This window comes from Psychrobacter sp. JCM 18903, assembly GCF_000586475.1.
In the GTDB taxonomy this organism is placed as follows: domain Bacteria; phylum Pseudomonadota; class Gammaproteobacteria; order Pseudomonadales; family Moraxellaceae; genus Psychrobacter.
On sequence record NZ_BAWJ01000015.1, the window covers coordinates 63,220 to 81,305 of the forward strand.

An 18,086-nucleotide genomic window follows, 5' to 3' on the forward strand; every position below is an offset into this window, starting at 1 on the left:
ACTTGCTTGTTGCTATCGATAAAATAGATTTTTCTAAAAACGGTGTGGAATAGTTTCACGCCGTTTTTTATGCTTATTCATTTTCAAGATTGATTTTGGATAGCATTGGTTATAAAGACCAATTCAAAGTAGGTAATAGAAGTTTTCGTAAAAACAGTAATACTAGAGCCTAGAGTTAAGTGTTTTCTATCGATAATTGCTGTGTTCCGCAATTCATTGGTCAATGGCTATAAATCACTGTAAAATAATGCCTTGTGAGTTTGATAGTATATCTACTACATATATGTTGACTATTTATAAAATACCCGTTTCTTAGCTTATAGAATAGCTAGCTGCGCTAATATCCAACTCTCAAAAGTGCAGAAAAATAGCCTATAGGGTTTTTAGCACCGAAGTCTTTTGACTTAAGGTCTTTTTGATAGTATTTATAGTAAAGCCAAAATTGAATGACCAAATATACACAATAGTACGATGTCTAGCACCGATAGGCATATGGAATAACTAGGTAATGTTATTGGCACTGGTTGAGATGATTTCTGAGAGAAAGACTGTCAATTATTAGTCATATACACTAGTAGTCACATACACAGAATTTTAATGAAAAATATCAGCATTTTTATAATGCTGATATTACTTTCGTCAGTCAACATTAGGAAGATTATATGACAATGTTTAACACCATTAAGCGTGAATTTCAGTATGGCAACCAACAGGTTGTGATCGAGACAGGTCGTATTGCTCGTCAAGCAAACTCTATCTTAGTACACATGGGCGGCGTTACGGTACTTGTCGCAGCAGTGGTAAAATCAGAAGCTAAAGAAGGTCAAAACTTCTTTCCGCTAACGGTTAATTATCAAGAAAAAATGTATGCAGCGGGCAAAATTCCAGGTGCCTATGGCAAACGTGAAGGTCGTGCAAGCGAGTTCGAAACCCTAACCTCACGCTTGATTGACCGCCCGATTCGTCCGCTATTCCCTGAAGGTTATGTTAACGAAATTCAAATTACGGCAACGGTTGTTTCATCAGATAAAACTCAGTCTGCAGATATCGCAGCCTTAATCGGTGCTTCAGCAGCATTGGCCATCTCTGATGCACCATTCAATGGTCCTGTCGCAGCTGCCGTGTTGGCTTCATCAACGGCGAGTACATCCTGAACCCAACAATTGAGCAGCTTAAAGAGAGTGATCTTGATTTGGTTGTGGCTGGTACGAAATCTGCGGTACTAATGGTTGAATCTGAAGCAGCAGAGCTGTCAGAAGATCAAATGCTAGGCGCGGTATTATATGGTCATCAGCAACAGCAAATCGTTATTGATAACATTGCTTCAATGGCAGAAGAAATCGGTACTGCTAAGCAGCAGTATACTGCCCCTGAGCGTGATCAAGCGCTTACCAGCAGCATGAAAGAGCAGTTTGGCGAGCAAGTTGCTGACGCTTATACGATTACTGATAAGCAAGCGCGCTACACTAAGCTTGATGAAATCAAGCAGTCAATTATTGATGCACTTGCTGGTGATGCTGAGTCAGAAACTTACGCTGATACAGTATCTGAGCTTAAAGAAATCTATGACGATCTTAAATATCGTACGGTTCGTGATAATATCTTGTCAGGTAAGCCGCGTATTGATGGTCGTGACCTTGAGACTGTTCGTGCCCTTGACGTACAAGTTGGTGTATTGCCATACACGCATGGTTCAGCATTGTTCACACGCGGTGAAACGCAAGCATTGGTTACGACCACGCTTGGTAACAGCCGTGATGTCAACATGATTGACTCACTAGGTGGCACGATTCGTGACCATTTCATGCTGCATTACAACTTCCCACATTTCTCAGTTGGTGAGACGGGCCGCGAAGGTATTCCAAAACGTCGTGAAATTGGTCATGGCCGTTTAGCACGCCGTGGTGTACAAGCGATGCTACCGGATAGCGAACGCTTCCCGTATGTCATCCGTGTGGTATCAGAGATTACTGAGTCAAACGGTTCATCTTCTATGGCGTCTGTTTGTGGTGCAAGTTTGGCATTGATGGATGCTGGTGTTCCACTAAAAGCACCAGTTGCTGGTATCGCCATGGGTCTGGTTAAAGAAGGTGAGCGTTTCGCTGTACTATCAGACATCTTAGGTGATGAAGATCATCTTGGCGATATGGATTTTAAAGTTGCTGGTTCTAAAGATGGTATCACTGCGCTGCAGATGGACATCAAAATCGAAGGTATTACGCCTGACATCATGGAGCAAGCGCTTAAGCAAGCCCATGCCGGTCGTATCCACATCTTAGATGCGATGAATAAAGTATTGCCTGAGAGCCGTACTGAAATCAACGCTCATGCACCAAACTATGCGGTTATCGAAATCAATCCGGACAAAATCCGTGACGTAATCGGTAAAGGCGGCGCGATGATTCGTCAGCTAACCGAAGAGACTGGCGCAGTTATCGATATCGATGATGGCGGCACGATTCGTATCTTTGGTGAAAACAAAGCGGCAACTAAAGCAGCTATCGGTAGAATCGAAGCGTTGACGGCAGAAGTTGAAGTGGGCAAAACTTATGAAGGTACGGTTGCTCGTATCGTTGATTTTGGCGCGTTTATTAACGTCTTGCCAAACACTGATGGCTTGGTACACATCTCACAAATCGCTGAAGAGCGCGTTGAGAATGTTTCTGACTACCTAAAAGAAGGTCAGATCGTTAAAGTCTTCGTCCAAGACGTTGATAACCGTGGTCGTATTAAATTGACTATGAAAGGTATCGAACAAAGCTAATCGATATCTAATATAGTCAACATCTAAAAACCGCTTTAAGTCTCTCGTCATGAGTGCTTAAGGCGGTTTTTTATGGGTGTAAAATCTTGTTTGCAGTAGAATATCTTATTAAAGTAACTGGCCTATATCAAAGTGATTGGTCTATATTAAAGTCTTTAGGAAGGTGAATATCGATACGAAGTTTTGGCAAGTCTTGTAGGTGCTGTAAGAGTAACGGTAAGATATCAGCATGCCAGTCTAACGCAAGTGAGCCTGCGTTTGCTAAATTGGCTGCGTTAGACACGTTAGCTGTCTCATTTCGTGAGTGGTTATGAATAAGTGGGCGTGCGAGGAGGGCAATTCTACGAATACCTTGATAACGGATAAGCGGGATAAGCTGCTCAGATAAATCATTCAATGCGGCAATTAACCATTGTGACCGTGTGGGGTGGTAAGGATGATTTGATACCACAAGATTAGCAATATAACTGGGCTGATTGCCATTACTGCTGATGCTTAAACCAGCTTGCTCAAGCACGCGTTTATGCAGTAAGCAGCTGCCAACACTCAGACTGCCATCGCGGCATGCGCGATAGTAACGTTGATAATTATCAGCAAATAAAGTTTTAGCTTTTGTGAGAACAGGGTCTAAAAGAATCCCTGCAGTATTGACTGGTAGAATAAGCAGCTGCGCGCTACTATTTAAGATAGGGGCGTGGGTAAGTTGCAAAGTCGCCATTGTCAGCCCCTTGATAAAAGTCTAATAATTAGCTACTGTTTGTCGCCGTTTGTCTCGGCTTCTAATTGCGCTATTTGTTGTTCAAGTAGGGCGATTTGCTCTGCTTTCATATCAGTTAATTGCTTGTTCATCGTCAGTTGTTCAGCAGCCAGTTTTTCTTGTTCAGCTAAGCGGTTACGCTCGTCTTCTAAGCGATCTATTTCCTCTTTGGCAAGACTATCTGTTTCTGGCAAAGCCGCATTTAAGATCGCATCAGCATTAGGTATTTGATTAACTGTGGTTATCTCATTAGTATTTGACGTTAAGCCACTATTGTTTGAACTATTGTCATTATTACCTAAGGGAGTAGCATCTAATTGGGTAGCGCTATCTGGTTCGGTAGTCGACGGTGTACTTTCGATAGGCGCAGTATTAGTGTCTATCGAATTGTTTTTCCAGACCAAGTAGCCAATTAGTAATGCCGCTAATATAATAATTGACCACCATTTCTGGCGTGACTTAGTGGGCTCTTTTTTTAGTGATTTGGTTGACAGAGGACGCATTTTTTGGCTTTTCATACTATAGTCGATTTATGTTAGAAATATAAGTAGCCATACTATAGCAAACTCAAAATAAAAAGCCTATCTATTGCTAGATAGGCTGGTAGCTATTAAGACTTGACGCTTAATATTTAAGGCTTGAATTTTACTGTGCCGCTAGTACCAGTAGCCATAGCATCACGTATAAGCTGATCTTCCGCATGGTTTTTGGCACTGATTACATCAGGATCAGGGCGATGTTCGCTATGTCCACATAATGTGCATTCGATGTACTCATCAGGTTCTGGGGCGACGATGTTTATTTGTACCACCGCATCCATCACTTGACACTTAGGGCAGCGAACACCAGATAAAAACTGCCGCTTTGGTCGCGTTGATTGATAGCGCATTTAAATCATTCCATGTGTTGTTGAGGCATTAGCAGCAGCACGGCCTTTTTTAGTATCAGCAAAACCGCTATGACGTAACAACGCATCGATACTGGCACTGCGACCACGGAAGTTTTCAAAGTTGGTCTTGGCAGGGAAGCTACCACCAACGGATAAAATTGTCTCACGGAAGGCTTTACCAGTGACAGGGTTAAAAATACCTTCTTCTTCAAACTTGCTAAAGGCATCTGCCGATAGCAGCTCCGCCCATTTATACGAGTAATAACCTGCCGCATAGCCGCCTGCAAAGATATGACTAAAGCCGTTGGCAAAACGGTTGTAGTCAGGTGTCTGCATGATAGCAATGTCGTCTCGAACGCTATTTAGCGTGGCTAATATACCGTCATAATCTAGCGCTGGCGTATGCGCATGAATCAATAAGTCAAACAGTGCGAATTCGATTTGACGTAGGGTTTGCATGCCGCTTTGGAAATTCTTCACCGCCAATAACGCTGCAAGTTTGTCTTTTGGTAATGGCGCACCCGTTTCGACGTGGCTACTAATCAGCGCAATACCTTCGGCATCCCATGCCCAGTTTTCCATAAACTGACTGGGCAGCTCGACCGCATCCCACTCAACGCCATTGACACCAGCGACATCACCGACCGTCACTTGGTTAATAAATGATGTAGGCCGTGACCAAACTCATGGAATAGCGTCAATACTTCATCATGCGTCAATAAGCTTGATTTGCCATCGAGGGCAGGGGTAAAGTTACCCACCATAAAGCAAACGGGCAATTGCTGATGATTTTTTTCATCATAACTATAACGCGACTGAAAACCACTCATCCAAGCGCCGCCGCGTTTGCCACTACGAGCAAATAAGTCAAAGTAAAAGCCACCAAGCAAGTTATCATCAGCATCAAACAACTGATAAAAGCTGACATCGTCGTGCCAGCGTGATACGTATTCACTTTGCTCTTGGACTTTGATACCGTACAGACGCTCAACGATGGCAAATAATCCGCTAATTACTTTTGGTAAGGGAAAGTACGGGCGGATTTCTTCTTGCGATAAGCTGAACTCGCTTTGTTTTACTTTTTCGGCGATATAAGCACTGTCCCACGCCTGTAACTCATCAATACCATAATCCTGCGCATACTTTTGCAACTGAGCTAAGTCTTGCTTAGCCGCTGGAGTTGCTTGCGTGGCCAAACTCCGTAAAAAGGTTTCTACTTCTGCCACACTATCTGCCATTTTCGTCGATAGTGAGACTTCTGCATAATTGTCAAAACCCAATAGCTTGGCTTTTTGCTCACGTAATTGCAGGATTTGACTCATGATATCGGCGTTATTTAGCGACTCACCTTTGGCATTGGTATGTGCATCAAACTCAGAAGCACGCGTGACATAAGCGCGGTATAGGGTCTCACGCAGCTCGCGGTCATCCGCATGGGTCATGATGCAAGATAAACAGGGATGTTTAAGCTTGCCACGTAGTAAGGATTTGGCAACGTATCGACTTCTACTTGCGTGAGCGTACTGTTGGCAAGCGCGCGCGCTTTATACTGTTCGCCAGTATCTGCGAGTAGCGCCAGTCCACTTTCGGTTAGACCTGCCAATTGCTCTTGCTGCAGCGGTAAGGCATAAGCTTGGGTGGCATCCAATACGTTATCTGAAAAGGTCGCTGATAAGGTAGAAAGCTGACTTTGAATAGCCGCAAACTTTTCTTGTTCATCTTTTGGTAATGCGACACCTGACAGCTCAAAACTGCGTAGCGCAAGCTCAATAGCCCGCGCTCGTGCAGGCTCAAGCGTAGCAAAAAATGCTGTGTCATTGACGATAGTTTGATAACGATTAAATAGCGGCTGATGCTGTCCCACTCGTGTGCCATAAGCCGATAGTGTGGGTAGCAGTTCATGATGGACATGACGAATGTCATCATTGCTCATGACGCTATTCAGGTGCGATAAAATGCCCCAACTGCGATCCAATGCCAGATTAATATGATCAAAAGTCATCACATCAGCCAGCGCTTGCTCAGCGCTGATATTAGCAGCACGGTTATGGCTATCAGTATCTCCGCTCATCTCATCTAAAAATGTATTGGCTGCATCGATAGACTGATGACATGGCTTTGTAAGGTACTTGGCGAAACGTTGTCAAAATCGACAAGGCGTAAATCTGCAGGAAGGGTTTTCATAAAAGTATCCGATATCTGTTCGTAGTGAATGAATTATTATTGAGTAAACGTAGTTTATATAAGAGATTGGCTTGCCGTGACATTTAGAACATCATTAGCTTTGTGTTATTTTTCTTTTTTTGCTGTCTTATCGATAAGCTATATAAAAGATGGGTTCGTTTGACGAAAATACAACCTAATTATTGACTATATAAAAAGTGAAGCGAGAAGATAGTGAGTATTAAACGGATTTAAAGTCGATCAGTCAGGCTTTTAGAACAATACAGAGTGTTCTACTTACAAAGCGCTATCATTTGCTTGCAAATTAACCCTACAGCGAGTGAGGTTTGACTGCTAGCATCAAGGCAATGGAATAAAAAGATTAAGCACTACTGCACTACTGATAGCAAAAATCACAATGTTAAAAGTAAATGATAATAAAACAAGGAGCAATAAATGAAAGCGACTCTCAAAAGTTTACGTGAAACCAAAGCCAATCCTGCGGTTAGTATCTTTGTTAAGACTCATCGCGAGCATCCTGCTAATGATCAAGATCCCATTGCCCTGAAGAACCAATTAAAAGTGGCTGAAGAACGCTTAACCAACGAATACGATAAGCGCACAGCGACTACCATACTCGATAAGATTCATGATAAAACCAAAGAGCTAAATCACAACTTAAATCTTGATACCTTAGCTATTTTTGCTAGTACTGAGGATGTTCAAGTTATCCGTATGCCGATTGACACCACGGAGCGTGTGGTGATTTCACATCGTTTTGCGACTCGAGATTTGGTGCGTGATATGGCAAGCGCGGTGCATTATTACACCTTGGTGCTCACTCGTGATAATGCCCGCTTGATTGAAGCGTCTAATGATCGCGTGGTGAGAGAGTTTGATAAGGACGATGACTTACAAAAAAACATGGATAATATCCCATTTCCTATTGAAAACAACGGTCTATATACGACAGGCGATGGTGGATCGGATCGCTCGTCTAATAATGAAAGCAGCTATCTAAAAGAGTTTTTTAATCAGGTTGATAAAAGTGTCCAAGAGCTGTGGGGTGAGCATAAAATGCCTTTGGTTGTCGTTGGCGATGCTAAAAATATCGGCTACTATAAAGAAGTTTGTGATCGTCCAGACAACATCATTGCCACAGTGTCAAATGCGACCAATCTAGAAGATGGTAGTGCTCAGCATATTATCAATAGTGTGCAAGAGGCGGTGGAAGGCTATCGTACATCACTGCATCAAGCTGCCATGGGTGAGATTGATAAAGCACGCGGTGCCAATATGTTGCAAACAGATCTACAAGAAGTCTACCGCAGTGCCTTCCAAGGTGCAGGCGAGACGCTTTATGTCCGTCGTGGTTATATACAATCAGCCAAAATTGATGAAAAGGCACAGACTTTGAGTCTCGCAGATGATGCGGCTTCAGAAGGCGTTACTGATGATGCCATTGGCGAAATCATTGAGCATGTCATTCATAATGGTGGCGAAGCAGTATTTATGCCACAAGATATTATGGGTGAAGATCAACCAATTGCTTTGGTGACACGCTATTAATTGCTAGATAGTGCCTATTGATGACAATCCTTTGCGAATTCGCCATTGATAGAAGATAGGTATAGTATGGGAGCATTGGTTCGATAAGAATCAATGCTCTTTTTACATTGATGATATATTAAGCCTTAATCTAAAACTTATACTTGATTGCCTTAGGTTGTTAAATGATGCGAAATAACATACCAAATACTCTTATGCAATTTAGCGTCACAGCAATGATAGCCTTTAGCTCCAGTCTCAGTATGGCAGAGACAGATATGAATAATATATCTGTGAGCCATCTATCATGGGGTCAATTGCCGCCTTCTATTCAAAACTATTATCAAATAGACTCTAAAAAAAATAAAATGAGGCTAAAGACCAAAGATATTGTTGCTATTCGTTCTTGGATTGGCACAGTAGGAGAACAGTATTTGGTTCAATTACAGCGTTTCAATTCAACCAATAGCCCTGACGAGCCAGCAGGAGAGGTCTTCACGCATTTATATGTTATAGATGAACAAGAGGCTTTACGAGTATGGCAAATATATGATTATGTACCCTGCGATGGGTTAGATGTAATCGCAGAATTCGCTAAAAACACCGCCGTAGTGACTGATATTAATAATAACGGTATTGTCGAAGTGAGTGTGCCTTATTATCTCGGTTGTCGTGGTGACGTAAGTTATGATGAGATGAAAGTAGTCATGTACGAAGGGCAGCAAAAATTCGCCATCCGTGGTAACTCTGCAATTTGTAACGCCAAGACAGACCAGCCAGTTGATGCTACTGGTTATTACGGTGGTGACTACAAGATTGATGAAAAATTACTACAGCAATCAGCGCTATCAGCTCCTCAAAAATCAGTATTTAGGCGTCACTTGCAATCAGTGTGGCGAGATAACCAATGTTCCATTTATTTTAAGTATGATGACTAATTCTATGACTACCACAACCTCTTTTGTGCTAACCAGCTATAACATTCATAAAGGCATGTCGCCGATGAATCGCCAAGTTAAAATACAAGGTATCGCCCAAGCCCTTGATATCATTGGCTCTGATGTACTATGTCTCCAAGAAGTGCAAGGTCAGAATCTTAAGCGCAATATGCAGTACAACGAATATCCTGACCAATCGCAACATGAATGGTTTGGTGAGTATTTACAGCTGCAAAATAGCTATGGTAAAAACTCAGAGTATGAAAATGGTCATCATGGCAATGCGGTATTGAGCCGTTTTCCATTGGATCCTAAGCATAACGTCAATATCACCGTTAATAAGCTTGAGCAGCGTGGCGTCTTGCACTGCGAAGTACAACCAGTTGGATGGGATGTACCAGTGGTTGTACTGTGTGCACACCTAAATTTGTTTGAGCGTGATCGCATCAAGCAATATGAAGCCATTGCCAACTATGTTCGTAATGAGATTGCACCTGATCAACCACTGATTTTGGCAGGAGATTTTAATGATTGGAAAAAAATGTCTTGTGATAAGCTGGCTACTAGCTTGGGTATGACCGAAGCCTTTAAACATTGCCATGGCAAACTGCTGCCAACTTTCCCAGCCAAGCTTCCTGTGCTGAGCTTAGATCGTATTTATGTGCGTAATCTAAGAGTGAAAAATGCCTGGGTGCATACGGGCAAACCATGGTCGACACTGTCTGATCATCTGCCGCTCAGTGCGGAATTGGCACATTTATAAATGATTATTAGATAAGCTTAAGTTATTCACTAAAAATAAAATTGAATGCGAAAATAAAGTAATAGATACCTATAAGGATATATAACGATGTCTACTCTTTCTCATAATCCGCTACCAACGACCCAACATGCTGTACTCATACGTGAGTTTGGCGAACCTGAAGTGATGAGCTATCAAGAGGATGTGGCCATTCCTGTGTTAACAGACAATCAGGTACTGGTCAAAGTTGCTTACGCGGGTATCAATCCTGTCGATTACAAAACGCGTCAAGGCAAAGGCTGGGGCGCTGATGCCATTCAAAAAGACAAGTTTGATAAAAATGAGCCTGCAATTTTGGGGTTTGATATGTCAGGCACTGTGTCGATAGTCGTAGTGAGCAATTTACTATCGGTACACAGGTCGCTGCCCTGACTTTTCATGGTGGCTGTTATGCAGAGTATGTAGCAGTCGATGCTGACATGCTGGCAAAAGTACCGGATTCTGTCACGTTAGAGCAAGCAGGTGCGCTGCCTTGTATTGGACAGACGGCGATACAGTTTGTAGAGTTTGCAGATATTCAAGATGGTGAGCATGTGGTGATAAACGCGCCAGCAGGCGGCGTGGGTCACTTGTTGATTCAGCTGCTCATGGATAAAGTGGCTAAAAACAATATCAAGGTGACTGTTATTTGCTCACCAGAAAAATATGCCAAGCTTGATAAAATAATAGATACCAATCAGCTTACAGGTTGGATTGATTATACCAAAGATGGTGAATTCCCTGAGTTACAGGCAGATGTGCTACTGGATTTGGTTGGTAATGAAGCAGGCGTGCGAGCGCTTAGCGTGCTCAAATCTGGTGGTCGCGTCAATGTGTTACCAACGATTTGGGTGGATAAACTTAAAGAAGCGGGTAGCCAGAAACAGTTAAAGGTAGCAGGTTATAAGGCGCAGCGTAGTGGTGAAGATATGGCGCGAGTTTTACAGCTCGTTGCTGATGGCAAGCTAACGCTACGTATACAGCAAACATATCCATTGTCTGAAGTGGTCTCGGCTCATAATGAGCTGCAAAAAGGTGCTGCTTTTGGCAAGATTGTTTTAAAAGTGAGCTAGGGCATGTCTTCAATCTGAAGGCATGCGACTAAGTGGGCTAAAAATGGTTAAATCTTTCTAGACTGCATCAAATAGCTGATTAATATCCCGATATTAATCAGCTATTTTCCTTGTTTGGCTACCGTTTATCTCATTTTTATCACCATTTTCAAAACGAGGACGCACTCTAGCTTATACTAAGTTGCATTAATTTAATGCGGTAGCACTTTTCGAAAGGTGAGGCTGATGCGCCTGATGCGACAGTTTTGGTTTTTGTAATGGTGTGCTTCCAAAAATCCTGCGTATCACCATGCATAACGATAAGCTGACCGGACTCAAGATATAGCTCAACTTTGACGGGCTTATTCTCTTGTCTAATGGTTTTATGCTTAAAAACAAATTTTCGCCTAGCACCGAGCGATAAAGAAGCGATAATCGGCTGCGCGCCCAGCTCTTTTTCATCGTCGCATGATAACCCATGCCATCAGCACCAGAGATAGTGGTTAAGTAAGCAAGAATTAAAATCAACGTTGATACCACTGCTTGATAACTGCTGCTCAATATGTCGTTTTACGTGCAACATCTGCTTCGACCATGGAATGGCTCGACGCGTCTGTCCAGAGTAATGATAACTGACATCGTGGTCACCCATCCAGACGATTTGGCGAGTGGTAACATGCGTTTTACCAAACAACGTCACGATATCAGGCTGCCAAGGTAGCTCATTTAGTAAATTCTCATACAGAGCGTTAGCATCATTGATAACTACCCCTAAGTCATTGACCTGACCATCGTAAGGCAACAGATTATCAGTCGGTGTAGGCGCAAAAAGGTCAGTCATCACTTAGACGGCTCGGCTTATGTATGACTATGATAATGCTCATTGATAACTTGAGCACATAATTCAGGTGCTTCCATCGGCAGTAGATGACCATAATCTAACAAAGATATGATGCTGTCATCAGGGACGAATTTTTGCCATTGTTGTCGCACTTTATGGTTGATAAACAACGTCGGCTTGCCAGTGATAAGTGTATAAGGACAGCTCAATTGCTTGAGGGCGGTATCGATATGCGGCGCGCCGAAATAGTTGGCGAGCTCTTGCTCAGGCGCAAATATCAGCGTGTAACTGCCATTGGTATCTTTGGATAAACTTTGTTCTGCAAATACCCTCAAATGCGCATCACTCATTCTTCTATAAGCACGTTGAGCGCGTAAGTTCTCATAATAATCATCGATGCTTGCCCAAGTAGATAGTTTGGTGAGGGTGCTTTTAAACGGTTCGCGACTGAGCAGAAGCTTACGCGGCAATAGATTATAGAGTCTGGCTTGTGGTTTGGTAAAGGTCACAGGCTCTATTAAATATAGCTGTGAAAACAGGTCTGGGCGCTGGGCTGCAGCGATGGCGGTGGCAGTGGCTCCTTGCGAATGACCAATACCAACGATGGGTTTGTCTTGCGTTTTTTCTAAAAATTCAATAAGTATCTCGGCATCCTGCTCGCGCGTAAGACGACGGCGCTGCGGCTTGTCATACCAATAGCCACGAAGCGCAAGCGAGCTGATTTTGAAGTCAGTTGCCAGCGCACTTAATAAGGGACTATAAGTACCAACGGTAAAACTATTGCCACCATAAAAGTGTGCTGGCACGCGAGAGGCAGTACTTGATTGTATCGATGGTGTAAGCTGGCTAAGGTTATAGTAGCGCGCTTGTTTTCCACTAATATTAATATTTTTTGCAAATGCTTTCATAATGTACACACCTCCTTGTGTCTGATTTTTAATGAAAATTAAGGGTTGTACTTAGCTGTCTTCACCTAAAAAACCACCACTTTGACGGTGCCACAAGCGAGCATAAACACCGTGTAGATTTAATAATTCATCATGGCTGCCTTGTTCGATAATTTGACCTTTATCCATGACCACCAATCGATCAAGTGCGGCAATGGTAGAGAGACGATGGGCAATCGCAATGACCGTTTTACCTGTCATAATGTCATTCAGGCTTTCGGTAATGGCAAATTCAATCTCAGAGTCAAGGGCGCTGGTCGCTTCGTCCAATAGTAAGATGGGCGCATTTTTCAGCATAACACGTGAGATGGCGATACGCTGACGTTGACCGCCAGATAGTTTGACGCCGCGCTCACCGACTTGGGTATCAAGTCCTGTATTGCCTTTATCATCATATAAGTCTTTAATAAAGTCCCATGCTTGCGCTTGCTTGGCAGCGGTAATAATTTCTTCATCGGTTGCGTCAGGACGACCGTAAGCGATATTTTCACGTACTGTCCGATGTAGCAAAGACGTATCTTGCGTCACCATACCTATCTGCTGGCGCAAAGACTCTTGGGTGACTTCATCAATTGCTTGTCCATCGATAAGGATTTTACCGCTATCAACATCAAAGAAGCGTAACAATAAATTAACTAAGGTAGATTTGCCGGCACCTGAGCGCCCAACCAAGCCTATCTTTTCGCCGGGTTTAATGTCCAAATAAAAGTTATCGAGCAGTTTAGTCTTCGTAGTAGGCGTTGCTGATGTTTTCACTGTATCTAAGATATCGCCTTCGACAGCGTCGCTATCATTCTCATAACTGAAATCAACATGATCAAAAACGATACGACCTTCGGTGACTTTCAAGGCGGGTGCATTGGGCTTATCAACGATTTTTTGCGGCGCTGATAAGGTACGCATGCCATCTTGTACGGTTCCGATACTTTCAAATAGACTGGCAGTTTGCCACATGATCCAACGAGTCAAACCGTTCAAACGTAGTGCCATGGCTGTCGCGGCAGCAATCGCACCGACACCGACCGCGCCTTGTTGCCATAAATATAAGCCAATAGCTGCAGTGCCACTAACCAAAATCACACTGATAGATGTTGATACTTCTAAGTAACTGACCCAGCGCATCTGTGCATGGACGGTACCTAAAAATTGCCCCATGGCATTTTTGGCATAACTCAGCTCACGGCGTGAATGGCTAAACAGCTTGACGGTCATGATATTGGCATAAGCATCGGTAATGCGGCCAGTCATCAAGGCACGGGCATCGGCTTGCACAATGGCAGTTTGTTTGAGCTTAGGAATAAAGTACCAAATGGTCAGCGCAACCAAGACTAGCCAAACGATAAACGGGATTAATAATAGGCTGTCCAGATTAAATAAAATGACACCTGACGTAATAAAATAAACGGTGACATACATAAACATGTCGGTGACGGTCATGACTGTATCACGTACGGCCAGTGCGGTTTGCATTACTTTGGCTGAGACACGTCCAGAGAATTCATCTTGATAAAACTGCATCGATTGCCCAAGCATCCGCTGGTGAAAGCGCCAGCGCATTTGCATAGGAAAGACGCCTTGCAAGGTCTGAAAATGGATGAATGATGACAATGCAATCCATAGCGGACTCATGATCATGACGGCTAGCATGAGCAGTAGCATATCGCCTTTTTCTAACCACAGATTCTGCGGTGTATAGACGCCTAGCCAGTCAACAATATTCCCAATCCAAGCAAATAGCATCGCTTCATAGATGCCAATGCCCGCAGACAAAATCATAAATATCAATAGCCAGCCACGTAAACCGTTGGTACACGCCCACAAGAACTTTAGCATGCCCTCACGGGGTGAAGGTAGCGGCATAGGGGTTTCAGGAAAGGCAGGGAGGCGAGTTTCAAAAAATCGAAATAGAGCATTCATAGGCAGTCATAAAACATCAATAGCAGTACGCCAAAATCAACGACATTACTCGTTATTTTGAATCTTTACTTTTGTTATTAGGATTGAGTACTATTTTAGCAAACTTCCCAATCAGACCTGCATGCTAATTGTAAATTGAAGGCTAAAGAGCTACTTGTCAGCAGTCGAATAAAAGCCAATAAATAGATTGCTGTGTAAGAAATACTTTGTTACATTCTATGGCTTTATCCTAATTGGCGGTTCGCGCTTTATCTTCAGTATATGAATGATGAGCGAATAATGTCCCCATAAAGCGGCAGTTTAACAAGGTAATAGCTCATGATATATTTGACGATAGCGGTGCTTTGTAGTGTCGCCGTTTCAGTATTGCTAAAAGTGTTACGACAGAAAAATATAGACATACGGCAGACTATCGTCGCAGGCTATCCGGTGGCTTTTCTGCTGACGTGGTTTTTATTGAAGCCAGACGTCAGTGGACTCGGTACGCTTGGCAGTGCATGGGGCATTATTATCGCGCTTGGTATCCTGCTTCCCGCCGTGTTTATTGTCCTTGGAAGGGCGATTGAATCTGTGGGAATGGTAGCAACCGATGCGGCTCAGCGGCTATCGTTGATTATTCCTATCGTCGCGGCTTTTTTATTGTTTGGTGAAATACTGACCAGCACGCGAATATTTGGACTGTTATTGGGCTTTCTAGCACTCGGAGCGTTGATTTATCGTCCACAGCAGGGTCAGATTAGCAGACAATCGAAGCATACACCGCTATGGTTGTTTGGCGTCTGGGCAGGCTATGGCATTATTGATATCTTGTTCAAGCAAGTTGCCAAGCAGGGCGCTGCTTTTCCTCTTACATTATTTGTCAGTTTTGGCTTAGCAGGATTATTGCTGTTTATTTATTTGCTGATTACGCGGGTGCGCTGGCAGGGGAATGCGCTCGCAGCAGGATTGTTATTAGGTGCGCTCAATATGGGCAATATTTATGCTTATGTACGTGCGCATCAATTATTATCCGAGTCGCCTAGCATCGTCTTTACCGGTATGAATGTCGGTGTCATTGCAGTGGCAACCTTGATAGGGGTTGGTGTGTTTAAGGAGTCGCTTAACCGTATTAATGTATTGGGTTTATTATTAGCCATTTGCTGTGTGGCAGTGCTGTTTTTAGCATAAACGTTTAGCCTAGTGAGTTTGCTTATAGGATAGGTGATAATTATTTTATCAACGCGTTAACTTATCAGATATAGGCACAAAGAGCGTCCTATGATAAGGTTGTCTACAAACAGTAAGGCTGATATTAGCCAATAAAAAGCGATTTACTTTGTGACACTTGACCTTAACAAATAACAATAGGACGCACTCTCAATGGAATATCAAAACCAATATAACAAACAACTACAACGTATCAAAAATGGTTCAGGGTTCATTGCGGCACTTGATCAAAGTGGTGGCAGTACACCAAAAGCGTTAGAGAATTATGGTGTCACAGGCGATGATTATGACAACGATGAAGCCATGTTCGACCAAGTGCATGAAATGCGCGCGCGTATCATGACTTGTGAGGCTTTTGATAATGAGCGTGTGCTTGGGGCGATTTTGTTCGAAGATACTATGGAACGTGAGGTCAATGGCAAACCGACGGCCAATTATCTATGGGAAGATAAAAATATCGTACCGTTTTTAAAAGTGGATAAGGGTTTGGCTGAGCAAATGAATGGCGTCCAAGTGATGCGTCCGATGCCAAATTTAGATTTGCTACTCGATAAAGCCAAAAACTATCCAGTATTTGGCACCAAAATGCGCTCAGTAATTTATGAGCCGAATGTCGATGGCATTGAGCTGGTCGTGCAACAGCAATTCGATGTGGCAAAACAGATACTCTCAAAAGGTCTGATGCCAATCGTAGAGCCTGAAGTAGATATCAACAGTAGCAAAAAGCATGAATGTGAAATAATACTCAAAACTAATATTTTGCGCAACCTTGAGCGTTTAAACGATGAGCAGCAAGTGATGCTAAAACTGACTTTGCCAGAAGAAGCGGGTTTTTACCAAGAGCTGATTGATCATCCAAAAGTGCTAAAAGTTGTGGCGTTATCGGGCGGCTACAGCCGTGGCGATGCTTGTGCTAAGCTCAAGCAAAATCCAGGTATGATTGCTAGTTTTTCACGGGCCTTTACTGAGGGGCTGAGTAAGCAGCAAAGTGATGAAGCATTTTCTGAAACGATTAATAACTCAATCGAAGAGATTTATGAGGCGTCGAAGGTTTAAAGCCTTATACTTTTATAATTGATTTTGAATCCCAGCTGACTTTAGGTTTGCTGGGATTTTTTTAATGGCATTCACAGTAGATATTTATTAAACTTGTGTTTGTTTTTATGGTTTCTGGAGAGGTTGTGTTTCGCTTTATTATTTTAGGATTGCTTTTACTAAGCCACAGTATGTTTAGCTATGCCAATATGGCTTCACCTACCATCGACGGTACCAATGCAAGCACGGTATATTCAAGCAAAGATATTGATATTCTCTCTGAAACCATAAATATCAATATCAAAAAAGGTTTTCATGAAGCTGATTATGATATTACTTACAAGATTTATAGCGATAAAGAAGGTGAGCGAGTACCGTTGGTTTTTGACGTGTTTGAAGATCATATAAGTGATGATTCAGACAAAAGCTTTATAGTCGAAGTCGATGGGCAAGCGGTACCAGTACTTATCAATTATGATTATGAAAGTCATTCAAAATCATTGCCTGCTTATCATGATCCAGAAACGGATATGGCTGTGCCGTTCAATAATGACGCTAAATACTTTGAGATACACTTAAGCGAAGGCAATCATGTCATTAATGTTAAATACTCTGCCTATCCTACAATAAACCGTAGTGATTGGACCAATCAATATATCTATAGCTATTCATTAAAACCTGCCAAAACTTGGAAAAGCTTTGGTGACTTGACCGTTACTTTAAAGATTGCTGATGAGTCGAAATATTTGAAGACTAATCTTGGCGAACCTTTAAGTGGGATGATAAAAGCAGATTCTAAGTGGTTTTTTGATCATCTGCCTCAAGATGTTCTTGAGATATCTTATCAACCACAACCAATGCCTCTAGCAAAGTGGTTAATTAACTTAGACTCATTAATACTTCTGTTGTTTTTAATATGTTTGTTAGGGGGTGCTCACTATGGACTTATGTATTGGAGCCGGAAGAAAAGCCTTAAAAGAGCATGGATGGTCACATGGTTAGGGATTCTGATAGTTCCATTTATCGTATTGATGATAGTTTTCTATAAGATTTATCTTATAGATTGGTTACTGGGCGAGCATGCCAGCAGGTATCATGGTTATACTATTATTATTATTATTATCTTTGGCTATCCACTGATTTTGCTTGTTTATTTAATCATTATGAAGTTATGCGATTCTTATTTGAAACGGGTTTTTTTACAACCCTCACAAGTAAGTACTTAAAAAGCTTGAACCCAGTGGATGG

13 protein-coding genes and 3 pseudogenes are annotated in these 18,086 nt (G+C 42.5%); 9 read left to right on the top strand and 7 right to left on the bottom strand.

The window, feature by feature from the left end; genetic code table 11:
• Positions 1–662: 662 nt before the first annotated feature.
• Positions 663–2,764: pseudogene (pnp, locus tag TT12_RS11115) on the top strand (polyribonucleotide nucleotidyltransferase).
• A gap of 127 nt (positions 2,765–2,891) precedes the next feature.
• Here pnp and TT12_RS11120 read toward each other — a convergent pair.
• The 4 genes and pseudogenes from TT12_RS11120 to TT12_RS11135 all read right to left on the bottom strand — a co-directional run bounded on the left by TT12_RS11120 (position 2,892) and on the right by TT12_RS11135 (position 6,594).
• A complete protein-coding gene (locus TT12_RS11120; protein ID WP_045454879.1) occupies positions 2,892–3,482 on the bottom strand; it encodes a hypothetical protein in 591 nt (196 codons plus the stop codon).
• Positions 3,483–3,514: 32 nt separating this feature from the next.
• A complete protein-coding gene (locus TT12_RS11125; protein ID WP_045454881.1) occupies positions 3,515–4,039 on the bottom strand; it encodes a hypothetical protein in 525 nt (174 codons plus the stop codon).
• Positions 4,040–4,152: 113 nt separating this feature from the next.
• Positions 4,153–4,410 (bottom strand): YheV family putative zinc ribbon protein, encoded by a 258-nt coding sequence (locus tag TT12_RS11130; protein WP_045454882.1) that lies wholly within the window; start codon positions 4,408–4,410, stop codon positions 4,153–4,155.
• Positions 4,411–6,594: pseudogene (locus tag TT12_RS11135) on the bottom strand (M3 family metallopeptidase).
• Between the two features lie 435 nt (positions 6,595–7,029).
• On the opposite strand from TT12_RS11135, the gene TT12_RS11140 reads away from it, so the two are divergent.
• The 5 genes from TT12_RS11140 (at position 7,030) to TT12_RS17520 (ending at position 10,913) form a co-directional block, all read left to right on the top strand.
• A complete protein-coding gene (locus TT12_RS11140; protein WP_045454884.1) occupies positions 7,030–8,142 on the top strand; it encodes an AOC03_06830 family ribosome hibernation factor in 1,113 nt (370 codons plus the stop codon).
• 257 nt (positions 8,143–8,399) lie between these two features.
• On the top strand, positions 8,400–9,059 hold the full coding sequence (locus TT12_RS11145; RefSeq protein WP_201606005.1) for a M949_RS01915 family surface polysaccharide biosynthesis protein: 660 nt from the start codon (positions 8,400–8,402) through the stop codon (positions 9,057–9,059).
• A gap of 4 nt (positions 9,060–9,063) precedes the next feature.
• The gene (locus TT12_RS11150) at positions 9,064–9,822 is read left to right on the top strand and encodes an endonuclease/exonuclease/phosphatase family protein (RefSeq protein WP_045443058.1); all 759 of its coding nucleotides are present in this window, start codon (positions 9,064–9,066) and stop codon (positions 9,820–9,822) included.
• 87 nt (positions 9,823–9,909) lie between these two features.
• Positions 9,910–10,233 (top strand): alcohol dehydrogenase catalytic domain-containing protein, encoded by a 324-nt coding sequence (locus tag TT12_RS17515; protein WP_243443618.1) that lies wholly within the window; start codon positions 9,910–9,912, stop codon positions 10,231–10,233.
• A gap of 47 nt (positions 10,234–10,280) precedes the next feature.
• Positions 10,281–10,913 carry a zinc-binding dehydrogenase gene (locus TT12_RS17520; RefSeq protein ID WP_243443619.1) on the top strand — a complete coding sequence of 211 codons (633 nt, stop codon included), beginning with the start codon at positions 10,281–10,283 and terminating at the stop codon, positions 10,911–10,913.
• 191 nt (positions 10,914–11,104) lie between these two features.
• Here TT12_RS17520 and TT12_RS19435 read toward each other — a convergent pair.
• The 3 genes and pseudogenes from TT12_RS19435 to TT12_RS11170 all read right to left on the bottom strand — a co-directional run bounded on the left by TT12_RS19435 (position 11,105) and on the right by TT12_RS11170 (position 14,597).
• A pseudogene (locus tag TT12_RS19435) lies at positions 11,105–11,733 on the bottom strand (alpha-ketoglutarate-dependent dioxygenase AlkB family protein).
• Positions 11,734–11,750: 17 nt separating this feature from the next.
• Positions 11,751–12,641 carry an alpha/beta fold hydrolase gene (locus tag TT12_RS11165; RefSeq protein ID WP_045454886.1) on the bottom strand — a complete coding sequence of 297 codons (891 nt, stop codon included), beginning with the start codon at positions 12,639–12,641 and terminating at the stop codon, positions 11,751–11,753.
• 51 nt (positions 12,642–12,692) lie between these two features.
• A complete protein-coding gene (locus TT12_RS11170; RefSeq protein ID WP_045454887.1) occupies positions 12,693–14,597 on the bottom strand; it encodes an ABC transporter ATP-binding protein in 1,905 nt (634 codons plus the stop codon).
• 318 nt (positions 14,598–14,915) lie between these two features.
• On the opposite strand from TT12_RS11170, the gene TT12_RS11175 reads away from it, so the two are divergent.
• The 3 genes from TT12_RS11175 to TT12_RS11185 all read left to right on the top strand — a co-directional run bounded on the left by TT12_RS11175 (position 14,916) and on the right by TT12_RS11185 (position 18,064).
• Positions 14,916–15,764 (top strand): hypothetical protein, encoded by an 849-nt coding sequence (locus tag TT12_RS11175; protein ID WP_045454888.1) that lies wholly within the window; start codon positions 14,916–14,918, stop codon positions 15,762–15,764.
• 192 nt (positions 15,765–15,956) lie between these two features.
• Complete coding sequence (locus tag TT12_RS11180) at positions 15,957–16,859, top strand: fructose bisphosphate aldolase (protein WP_045454889.1); 903 nt, start codon at positions 15,957–15,959, stop codon at positions 16,857–16,859.
• A gap of 107 nt (positions 16,860–16,966) precedes the next feature.
• Positions 16,967–18,064, top strand: coding sequence for a hypothetical protein (locus TT12_RS11185; RefSeq protein WP_201606009.1), 1,098 nt, complete (start codon positions 16,967–16,969; stop codon positions 18,062–18,064).
• Positions 18,065–18,086: the final 22 nt, after the last annotated feature.

Excerpts from the sequence above, each read along its gene's own strand:
- TT12_RS11120 (WP_045454879.1), bottom strand. The coding sequence starts at position 3,482 with ATGGCGACTTTGCAACTTACCCACGCCCCTATCTTAAATAGTAGCGCG.
- TT12_RS11125 (WP_045454881.1), bottom strand. The coding sequence starts at position 4,039 with ATGAAAAGCCAAAAAATGCGTCCTCTGTCAACCAAATCACTAAAAAAA.
- TT12_RS11130 (WP_045454882.1), bottom strand. The coding sequence starts at position 4,410 with ATGCGCTATCAATCAACGCGACCAAAGCGGCAGTTTTTATCTGGTGTT.
- TT12_RS11140 (WP_045454884.1), top strand. The coding sequence starts at position 7,030 with ATGAAAGCGACTCTCAAAAGTTTACGTGAAACCAAAGCCAATCCTGCG.
- TT12_RS11145 (WP_201606005.1), top strand. The coding sequence starts at position 8,400 with ATGAATAATATATCTGTGAGCCATCTATCATGGGGTCAATTGCCGCCT.
- TT12_RS11150 (WP_045443058.1), top strand. The coding sequence starts at position 9,064 with ATGACTACCACAACCTCTTTTGTGCTAACCAGCTATAACATTCATAAA.
- TT12_RS17515 (WP_243443618.1), top strand. The coding sequence starts at position 9,910 with ATGTCTACTCTTTCTCATAATCCGCTACCAACGACCCAACATGCTGTA.
- TT12_RS17520 (WP_243443619.1), top strand. The coding sequence starts at position 10,281 with ATGCTGGCAAAAGTACCGGATTCTGTCACGTTAGAGCAAGCAGGTGCG.
- TT12_RS11165 (WP_045454886.1), bottom strand. The coding sequence starts at position 12,641 with ATGAAAGCATTTGCAAAAAATATTAATATTAGTGGAAAACAAGCGCGC.
- TT12_RS11170 (WP_045454887.1), bottom strand. The coding sequence starts at position 14,597 with ATGAATGCTCTATTTCGATTTTTTGAAACTCGCCTCCCTGCCTTTCCT.
- TT12_RS11175 (WP_045454888.1), top strand. The coding sequence starts at position 14,916 with ATGATATATTTGACGATAGCGGTGCTTTGTAGTGTCGCCGTTTCAGTA.
- TT12_RS11180 (WP_045454889.1), top strand. The coding sequence starts at position 15,957 with ATGGAATATCAAAACCAATATAACAAACAACTACAACGTATCAAAAAT.
- TT12_RS11185 (WP_201606009.1), top strand. The coding sequence starts at position 16,967 with ATGGTTTCTGGAGAGGTTGTGTTTCGCTTTATTATTTTAGGATTGCTT.